Here is a 10,145-nt window from a genome sequence, read left to right as displayed (position 1 = left end):
CTTATAGAAGGAGACATATTCCCCTATATGACTGGATCTAAAATTCAAGATATAGGAAGAAAATTTGAAGCAAGTTACAAGGAAGGTAGTCGCTGGCAAATTTTACAATCAATACTTTGTTCGTTACATGAAAAAGGGAAAACTAGTGATTTTTTTTACTACTATCTGTTTAAAATGAACATTACTTCTGCTGTTAGAAAAGTGATTAATGGAAACATCAATGCTAAACCGAAATACACAAAAGTAGAAGAAATAGTAGAAGAATCAGAACAAAATAATAAAGAGATTGCTAATATATTGAGGACAGATTTAATTAATAGTATCAACTTAGAACTATCAGTGTCCGATAAAAAATTAATTGTTCGAAATGAGAAAATAGCCATTATTGATTCTAAAGAAACCCCCAAAGTACTTGTTGACCCTGCCGAAACCATGAATATTGGTTATGTCAAAAAAATTCTAAACAATGCCAAAGAAGATTTATTAAATAATGATTTAGACAGTGTAGTAACTAAATCTAGAACAATAATTGAAACAGTATTCATAGAAATATTACGTAAGCATCAGATCGATTTTAAAGAAAATGGAGATATTGGTCATTATAGATCTCTAGTTAATGAAACATTGGGCATGAAACCTGACAATAAGTGGAATAAAAATGTTTCTTATCTAATTAGTGGTCTTAATAAAATCGTTGATTCTATAACTACCATGCGAAATATTAATAGTGATTCCCATGGTAGCTCTAATAGGGTGAAAATCAATGAGGCTGAAGCTGAACTAATTTTAAATTCTGCCGTTAATATTTCTGTATACTATCTAAGAGTGGATGGAAGAAAAGAAAAAAATAGTGTTAATATTACGAAAACATCCTAATAATGAAATTTAAATTTTTTTGATTCAGTGTTTAAAGTCTATAATTACCAAATAACCCCTCAAAAGCATTGAAAGAATATCCAAGCAATTAAGCTACCAACTAATAAAGAAAAGGCGCAGTTATTGGCGTCTTTTCTTTATTAGTTGTATTTCCATACCATGCAAATATCTTAATGGTTTCTTGCATATATGGATAACATTGATATAGTGGTATTGATGTTATGCAACTATTTTATGCAAAAAGGAGACTTCCTAATGCAATATGGATATGCAAGAGTTAGTACTTTAGGGCAATCACTAGATAATCAAATCCAGGATCTTAGAGATAATGGTGTATTAAAAAAGAATATTTTTTCTGATAAATATACAGGAACTAATACCGATAGACCTGGATTCCAAAAACTATTAAACACTTTAAAATCTGATGATACTTTGGTCGTTACTAAGCTAGATAGATTAGCTAGAAACACTAGAGAAGCTCTTAATGTAATTAATGAGTTGCAAGATAAAAATATTAAGATCAACATTTTAAATCTTGGAATTATCGATAATTCATCAATCGGAAAATTTACGACAACCGTTTTATTAGCTGTTGCTGAAATGGAAAGAGATATGATTGTAAATAGAACTCAAGAGGGTAAAAAATATGCAAAGCAGCATAATCCTAATTATCGAGAAGGGCGTAGGACACGCCTCACAGGAAAGAATAAAGACAAGTACCCAGCTATTTATGAATACAAGCAATCTCATACGGCTGAGGAAACCGCAAAAGCATTTGGAATCTCTATTAGAACTGTTTTTTATATAAATTCTATTTTCAAAAATAACTAAACAAAAAAGACCAGGATATATTCCTGGTCTTTTTTAGAATTCACTATCATCTTGATTTTCAGCCATTTCACGAATGAATTTATAAAATTTCTCTGCTTCATTGGCACTGATTAAATTCTTCTTAGCCTTATCTTCACTACCTGCATTTCTGATAACTGTAAAGATATAAAAGTCGATGATTTTAGATATCATTTCACCACGTTTTAACGTGATATGAGTTGATGAAGTATTAAAGTTAATGACATGATCAAGCTTCTCTGCAATCTCTTTTTTTAGTTTCATCGAAACAAAACCTTTGTCATATTCCTTTTTATTCTTTTTCTTTTCATCAATAACTTCTTCAACTTTTTCTTGAAAAATTGGTGTATCAATACTTGATTCTGGAACGTAATTTTCATATTCTGGATCTGCAAAATTTTCATTTGAACCGTAATATTTATGACCAATTTCTTCTAATTTTCTTCCCATTTCTTGACTTCTTTTTAGTTTCTCTTGCACACTTTTTGAAATCTCATCTGACATAATTTCACCTCAAAAATCATATAATTTTTGATATTTTACTCCTCAAGGAATATAAAAATCAAGGATAAAACTCCTCAAGGAGCTACTAAGTCAGCTATTAAAGTATGCTCCTTGAGGAGTTTTAGGGTGTGCGTTAAGGAGTACCTAGCTGTTTTTTTGTACTCCTTAAGGAATACCGGAGTTGATAAATCAACGTTTCTGAAAAGTGGTTTTTCCCCACTAGAACCCCCGCCACGGCGGGGGGATACGCTTGTCGTTCCCCAGTTTCCCTTATCCTGTTTAAAATTTAAGCACTATTCCCCAACTAAGCACTAAGTACAAGTGAAAAATATATATTATTTAAATAAAAAAACAGCCGTCCATTTTTGGATCAGCTGTTTGTATTTTTGTGATTTTACAAAAATAAGGCGATTAAATTGGTGTATGAATGAACAAAAATATTAATATAAATGTTATTCGTTTTGGAGTATAAAAATGCAAAATAACACCCGAACATAATTTTAATTATTAAATATATCCAGAACATATAATTGGTCATTAGCACTCCAAAATTTTCATAATTTATAAAAGATAAAACATGAAAAACACCAAAATAAAAACCAGATATAAAAACACAATAATTAATATTATTAAAACGTAATTTTAAAAAATTCATCAAAATAAATCGAAAGATTGTTTCTTCAAAAACTGGTGCAAAAATTAACGAATCTACAACGTTAAAAAATTTATTTTCAACTACTCCACTAGTACTATTATTAAATGCATAATGCATAAAAACTTCGTATTCATGTGGAGATATCTTATACGATAAAACCGAAATAAGTTGTAATAATGTCCCTATCAAAATCACAAATAAAATGATCAAATACTTCTTTGAAAATGAAAAACTTCCAAAATTAGAATTGAATAAATTAAATGACTTTTTAACTCTAATATAAATAAATAAAAAGATAATAATCAACAAAGCTATGATCAAATCTAATAAAGCATTATTATCAGTAGTATCGTAAATAATATTCATAAAAACATACAATAACACCATAAATAACAACACTAATAAATTATTCCAAAAGATACTTCTAACCTTAAAAAATACATGTTTAAAAGACAACACAAACACTCCAATAATTAAATAAAATAAGACCATAAAGAAAGAGCTTGCCTCGCAAGCTCGGCGAAGCTCTCTCGATAGTTAGCCTAGTTGGTGGCTATAACTATCGAGAGAGCGTGCCTCTTTAAAAGTCTGTACATCGCTTTGCTCAACTATCAATAAACGAAAAATTTGATAGCTCAGTAAAGCTTCACAGCATCATGTTTAAACTCATCCAGCCCTTGTTCCAATTATGCCTTAGCGCGTATTTTATTCCTGCTAAGCCGGAATTTTAAAGTTTAACGTGGTAAAATCCTAAAACCCACTGTGCATAATGGATATGATGTAGCATTTCCTAGACTTCCCAGCCGACTTTGTCAGCTTTTGCCACTCTTTTAGATCGGCGTTTCATACGATCAAGGCTTGGCGTGCCTATGGTCTTTTATTACGAGCAATGTATCGCATTGCTAACAGGTGCATTTAGTGACGAACTGGCAGGGTACCACCCTCTTAGAATTATCTAGATCTAGATAACAAAGATTGTCATTCTTTTATCGAGACAATAAAAATAGGACTAACCTCACTTACGTGAAATCAGTCCCTAACAGTCTTATTAATTTAGTAGATACCCTTTGTATATTCTTCCATAACATGATAATATGTATATGAATATTTGAACTAAGGGACTGCAATCTCTTAGTCAAAGGTATCAGCTAGTTTGTGTAGCGTGATATCACGTAAGTTAGTATTACCAGTACTAACAAGCAACCTAAGTCCTCGGCTCATTGCCAAAGGGCTTTTTTTATTGCTCTTTTTTACGTCTCTTTATTCAGTTGTTATATAAAGAATATCATAATAAATTAATTAAGCAAAAGAATTTTTTAATAATTAAAATAAATAAGTCACGTCCAAGCCTGTAATAGCAAGGTTGTACCTCTTTTTTTATTTATATACATCACGTCTATGGCCGATAGTAACCGCATATACTACAAGTTTTTCATCTTCTATCTGTGCTAGTATACGATAATCGCCCACACGGTAACGCCATAGCCCCGACTTATCAGCGGTTAAACCTTTTCCATGCTGTCTAGGGTTTTGAGTGTGATTTATATTTTTGGATAACCATGCAACTATGACTCTGCTTACACTCTTATCCATTTTCTTTAGTTGTTTAAGCGCCTGCTTGGAGAATTCAAGTTCATACATTGGTTAAATGCCCAACTCCCTTTTAACATCATCCAATGAATAACGCTTTTCGTTTTTATTGTTTTGAATTGCGTTAGTTAAAATTTGTAGATCTAATTCATCTTCGATTTTTTCTTGGACTGCACTATTCACAAAGGAATTGAATGATTGCCCACTGACCTTTAGATAGTCGTTAACAGTGGAGTTTAATTCGTTTGATAGCTTGATACTTCTAGGCACTTTAGTTTCACTAGCCATAATATAACCCCTCCTTTTTACGATTATAATAGTATTACCTTTTGACTACTATTGCAACCATGATACAATAACATTTAAGAAGGGGATGTATTAACATGGAGAGAACTGTAAAAGAAATGGCGGACGCTGTGAACGTATCACTAAGCCGCATGTATCGTTATATTGAAAAGAATAAAATTGAACCCGTGAATAAAAGTGAAAAAACAAAGAAATATAGTGAAGATGCTCAAAGTGCTATATTCCAATACTTTACTGGCACTGATGATATTCACATTAAGAATAATAGCAAAGAAAACGCAAACAGTGAAAACACTAATAAAACTACCGCAAATACAACTGAAAATGAATTAATAGAATTGCTAAAACAAGAAATAACTAATAAGAATAACGAAATTACTACATTACATAGGCTTTTAGACCAACAACAACAACTTGATCTAGCTAACACGAAACTAATTAGCAAGTATCGTGATGATGACAAAAAAGAAAATGAAAATAGTGATAATCAATATTCTCAAGTTAGTGGTAAAAGTGAAAATAACACTAAAGACGACAAGCAACAAAGTCAGTCATGGTGGCATTTATGGTAAAAAATAAAAAGGTGGATTAAACATGAAAATAGAGCCTAAGATAATGTATCAAGTTAAAAGTATTTTAGGAGAATTTGGAAACAAGTATTTAACTAGTGGTGGGTTCCTGAGAAGAAACAATGTAATTAATGACTTAGATAAATTTGACCGTGAATTGATGACAAAGCTATTTAAAGATCCTTTAATACATAAAAATTATGTAGAAAAGATAGCTGACACTGAATTATTTAAACTTAATCAATTTATTGAGATGTTTGAATATAAAGAATTTTGGGAAGACAGTTATACAAAATATACAAATAAAATCGGTTTAACGGCTAATGGAAAATTTATTGACGAATCTGCTGATGTTGTTTTGGATTTTCCTTTTAAAGATACTGTTTTAAAAGCTGGTATGACTAAAGAAGATCTAGATAAAGATGCATCTGTTGATGAACCATTTTTAAACGAAACAATTGCTAAGCCTGAAATTGATGAATTGTTAGAACCCAAGATATTTGTAAATGCTAGAAGATATGATCAAAATGGAGAACGCAAAGCGGTTAAATATTCTAATCAAGATAACTTGATTATCAAGGGAAACAACCTGATTGCTTTACATAGCATTGCTAAAAAGTATGCCGGCAAGGTAAAAATAATTTACTTAGATCCACCATATAACACTGGGTCTGATTCTTTCCAATACAATGATCACTTTGACCATGCTACCTGGCTAACCTTTATGAAAAGTCGTTTAGAAATTGCTTACAACTTATTGAGTGAAGACGGGAGTATTTTTATTGAAATTGATTCATTTGAAGATTCTTATCTTAAGGTTTTGATGGATGAAATATTTGGAAGAGATAACTTTAGAAATAAAATAAATTGGAAACGCCGAGGTGGGAGTGCTAATCCTGCAAAGCAACTTAATAACGTAGTGGAATACATCTTATGGTATTCGAAGGATGTCAACCAAATGAAATATCACCCCGTTTATACAAAGAATAATACCAATACCCAAAAGTATATTAAAGAACGATTTACAAATATCGATAGTCAAGGACGAAGGTTTATGAAATCCCCTATTCAAAGTCCTAATTATCGTCCTAATCTAATTTATGATTATAAGGGATACAAAACACCTAAAAAGGGTTATTCTGTTTCGAAGAAAGTCTTAGAAAAATGGGATAAGGAAGGGAGACTAGCCTTTCCTGATTCAAAGAGTAAAAATATTAATCGAAAGATTTTTTTAGATGAATACAAAGGTCAACCCATTAATTCATTATGGGATGACATTTTTGTAATAAATCCGATGTCTAAGGAAAGACTAAATGTTTTTTCGAGTGGTCAAAAGCCTGAAGCGTTAATTCAAAGGATTATTTCTATGGTTACAGATCCGGGAGATATTGTACTAGACTTCTTTATTGGATCTGGGACTACTGCCTCAGCAGCTTTAAAAATGCACCGTCGCTTTATCGGTGTTGAACAAATGGATTATATCAATACCATCTCGGTCCCACGTCTCCAAAAGGTAATTGCCGGCGAGCAGGGCGGTATTTCTAAGGACGTCAACTGGCAAGGTGGTGGCTCCTTCGTATATGCTGAATTAATGGAAAAGAACCAGGGATACCTAAAAGGACTGCAAAAGGCCACGACCTTAGATGAATTAGACGCTGTTTTCCAACGTATGAAAGTGGGAGCAGATTTCGACTTTCGAGTGGATCTTGATAAATATGAAAATGATGCAGAACGTAAAACTTTGCCTTTTGAAGAACAAAAGCAGTTATTAGTTAAATTATTGGATAAGAATCAACTTTACTACAACTTCAATAATATTGATGATGCCGATGTCCGTGATCTGATTTCCGATAAGGATTATCAATTTAATCAAAGCTTCTATGGAAAGAGGGACTAAACTAATGGCTAAAAAACAAGTTATGCGCAAAATTGAACTCCCACTGGTTGATTTATTGGAAAACAAACGTAAGATTGATCTTCTTAGTAATGAAAAGCCCTTTATTATTCCAGAATATATTAAAGGTAATTTAAAGCACCAATTACGACCTTACCAAAATCAAGCTTTAGTTAATCTAGACTGGACACAACGACAACCATTAGCTGATTACCAATATAATCAATTACTTTTTAATATGGCCACTGGTAGTGGAAAAACAGACGTTTTAGCTGCCCTGATCTTGTATTTGTATACTGAATTTACTTATCATAATTTTCTTTTTGTAGTAAATACAAATGCTGTGGTGGCTAAGACTTATGACAATTTATTAAATACTGCTTCACCTAAATATCTTTTTTCCCAACCTTTAACTATCCACGGCCAAAGAATCGAGCTTCGCTCAGTAACTAGGTTTCCTAGTACACCAGAGGATGGTGTAATCTATTTAAGATTAACAACTATCCAAACTTTAGCTAATGAGTTAAATACACCACGGGAAAATGGATTAACTTATGACGATTTAGAGAAACAGAAGTTGATTATTCTAGCTGATGAAGCGCATCATTTTTCTGCTGGTACTAAAAGTAAAGAGGACCAAAAAGAACGTTCCTGGGAATATGTCCTGGATCGTATTCGTCAAGCTAATAAACATAATCGTCAATTCGAGTTTACTGCAACTCTAGATTTACAAAATGAAGCGATTTATCAAAAATATCGTCAAAAGATTGTTTATAGATACGATTTAAGCCGTTTTATTTACCAAGGATATTCTAAACGGGTATATCGATTACAAGCAAATAACGACGATGAGAACAAAATGCTGAATGCTGTTTTGCTTAGTCAGTATCGTAAGCGAATTGCCAATGAATTAAAAATACCTGACTTTAAACCGGTAATCTTGTTTAAGTCTAATAAAATTGCGGTTTCTAAAGATGCCCGAGCAACTTTTTTAAGTATGATCTCACAGTTGAATATAACAGACCTAACTGATTTTCTTAAACATCAACAAAGCACTAGCCATAGTCAAGCATTGAAACAAGCTTATGATTACTGGTTATCGCAAGATTTGGGTACTGCAATTGTTGAATTAAAACGTGACTTTCAGACTATGAATACTATTAATGTTAACGATAGTGCCAAAGAAGGAATCTTAGGAGATTTAAATAACTTGCATAATCTAAATACCTTGGAAAGTTCTGATAATCCCTTTCGGGTTATTTTTGCCGTCGCTAAGTTAAGTGAGGGCTGGGACGTTTTAAACCTTTATGATATTGTGCGGATTGGTGAACAATCCACTACCTTGAACCAAACAAACAGTGAAGCTCAGTTGATTGGTCGAGGAGCACGCTACAATTCTTTTGTTTATCAAGGCGAAAACTCTTATACACGTCGTTTTGACAACCAGAATCCTAAATATCAGTTATTAGAGAGTCTTTATTACCACACTATCAATGATCCTAAGTACCTAGATAACCTTAAAAAGTCACTTGATAAGATGGACCTACCCGTTGAAGATGATAGTGATTTTGATGTTTTTGAAACTAATGTTAAACCGTCATTTAAACACTCTAAAGTTTATCAACAGGGTAATCTTTACTACAACGAAGTTGAGCCTGTACCAGATAAAGAATTTAATTGCCTTGACCGTTATGGGGTTAATACCACCACAATGGCTGAAGTCAATTTGGTAGAGAGCACTTGGGAAACAAATTATAATGCTGTTGCTATTGAGAAAGATTCTTTAACAGAAACTAGATTTTTGTTTAAGTTTCGAGATGCCGTAATCTTAGTTAAAAAAGCCTTCTCACGTAATAAGTTCTATCGGTTTAACTCTCTGAAGCAGTATATTCCTACTTTGGTCTCTTTAAATGAATTTATGACAGATGATAATTGGTTGGGAAATATTCGTTTGTATGCTCGTGTCAGCAATGGTTCACCAGCCTTAAATCGTAAGCAGCAACTTAAAGCAGTTGAACAATATTTAACTTTTGTTCAAAAACAGATTATTAATAACTATCAAAGACAACGCGGGACTAAGCGCTTTATTCCAGTTCCTATAAAATCCTTGATTAGGGACTACCAAAAGAAAGTTGCCAAACATTTTAATAAATCAGTCAGTGAAATGATCTTACCATACTCAATGAAAAATAAACCTTGGTTTGTTTTTGAAGAAGCCATTGTTGATAAGCTGGAGAAGTCTTTAGTTGACTTAATCGGCGCTTTTGTTGACCGATTAAGTCAAAAATATAGTCAAATTTATTTATTTAGAATTGATGAACGCAATACTAATTTCAAGCTACATCAATTTAAAGGTCAGACAACTCATTATGTCGGTTTCATGCCTGATTTTATCCTCTATTTACAGAATAAAGATTTTTGTTATCAAATTTATATTGAGCCTAAGGGAACCCAATTGCTTGATCAGGATCAGTGGAAACAAGAACTCTTAGAAAGTATTCGTCCTGAAAATATTGAACTTGTTGGTGAGAATGATCAAGTTAAGCTTTATGGTGTTAAATTCTTTACTTACAACGATGGTAGAAATGTTGAGAAAGAAATAGAAAATTTAACGTAGAATTGTGAGGTGATTGTATATTGGAAGATGAAAGTTATTCAATTTTAAATCAAAGAGCTATTATAGATTTACTTATAGAAGGAGACATATTCCCCTATATGACTGGATCTAAAATTCAAGATATAGGAAGAAAATTTGAAGCAAGTTACAAGGAAGGTAGTCGCTGGCAAATTTTACAATCAATACTTTGTTCGTTACATGAAAAAGGGAAAACTAGTGATTTTTTTTACTACTATCTGTTTAAAATGAACATTACTTCTGCTGTTAGAAAAGTGATTAATGGAA

The 10,145-nt window shown here is 32.2% G+C and carries 10 protein-coding genes; 6 read left to right on the top strand and 4 right to left on the bottom strand.

Features of this window, described 5'->3' with window-relative positions; all coding sequences use genetic code 11:
- Together ABWU86_RS05100 and ABWU86_RS05095 are read left to right on the top strand one after the other, a co-directional pair.
- On the top strand, positions 1-876 hold an 876-nt coding region (locus tag ABWU86_RS05100; protein ID WP_353321745.1), incomplete at its 5' end, for an abortive infection family protein.
- 255 nt (positions 877-1,131) lie between these two features.
- A complete protein-coding gene (locus ABWU86_RS05095) occupies positions 1,132-1,707 on the top strand; it encodes a recombinase family protein (protein WP_353321743.1) in 576 nt (191 codons plus the stop codon).
- A gap of 33 nt (positions 1,708-1,740) precedes the next feature.
- Here ABWU86_RS05095 and ABWU86_RS05090 read toward each other — a convergent pair whose 3' ends face one another.
- The 4 genes from ABWU86_RS05090 to relB form a co-directional block, all read right to left on the bottom strand.
- A complete protein-coding gene (locus tag ABWU86_RS05090; RefSeq protein ID WP_353321741.1) occupies positions 1,741-2,229 on the bottom strand; it encodes a hypothetical protein in 489 nt (162 codons plus the stop codon).
- A 394-nt stretch (positions 2,230-2,623) separates the two neighbouring features.
- A complete protein-coding gene (locus tag ABWU86_RS05085; protein WP_353321739.1) occupies positions 2,624-3,340 on the bottom strand; it encodes a CPBP family intramembrane glutamic endopeptidase in 717 nt (238 codons plus the stop codon).
- A 921-nt stretch (positions 3,341-4,261) separates the two neighbouring features.
- Complete coding sequence (locus ABWU86_RS05080; RefSeq protein WP_263501895.1) at positions 4,262-4,525, bottom strand: type II toxin-antitoxin system RelE family toxin; 264 nt, start codon at positions 4,523-4,525, stop codon at positions 4,262-4,264.
- A gap of 3 nt (positions 4,526-4,528) precedes the next feature.
- Entirely contained in the window at positions 4,529-4,762 is a 234-nt protein-coding gene (gene relB, locus ABWU86_RS05075) for a type II toxin-antitoxin system RelB family antitoxin (RefSeq protein ID WP_353321736.1), read from the bottom strand.
- A 95-nt stretch (positions 4,763-4,857) separates the two neighbouring features.
- Between relB and ABWU86_RS05070 the strand changes: the two genes are divergently transcribed.
- The 4 genes from ABWU86_RS05070 to ABWU86_RS05055 form a co-directional block, all read left to right on the top strand.
- Positions 4,858-5,352 carry a hypothetical protein gene (locus tag ABWU86_RS05070; RefSeq protein WP_353321734.1) on the top strand — a complete coding sequence of 165 codons (495 nt, stop codon included), beginning with the start codon at positions 4,858-4,860 and terminating at the stop codon, positions 5,350-5,352.
- 22 nt (positions 5,353-5,374) lie between these two features.
- Positions 5,375-7,246 carry a site-specific DNA-methyltransferase gene (locus ABWU86_RS05065; RefSeq protein ID WP_353321732.1) on the top strand — a complete coding sequence of 624 codons (1,872 nt, stop codon included), beginning with the start codon at positions 5,375-5,377 and terminating at the stop codon, positions 7,244-7,246.
- 4 nt (positions 7,247-7,250) lie between these two features.
- Positions 7,251-9,860, top strand: a complete 2,610-nt coding sequence (locus tag ABWU86_RS05060; protein ID WP_353321730.1) for a DEAD/DEAH box helicase family protein — start codon at positions 7,251-7,253, stop codon at positions 9,858-9,860.
- A 20-nt stretch (positions 9,861-9,880) separates the two neighbouring features.
- Positions 9,881-10,145, top strand: a 265-nt coding sequence (locus ABWU86_RS05055) for a hypothetical protein (RefSeq protein ID WP_353321728.1), incomplete at its 3' end; no start/stop codon positions are given.

It is taken from the genome of Apilactobacillus pseudapinorum (assembly GCF_040369555.1).
Taxonomy (GTDB): domain Bacteria; phylum Bacillota; class Bacilli; order Lactobacillales; family Lactobacillaceae; genus Apilactobacillus.
Note: the sequence above shows the minus strand (reverse complement) of the source record. Positions and strands in the feature narration are given on the sequence as shown.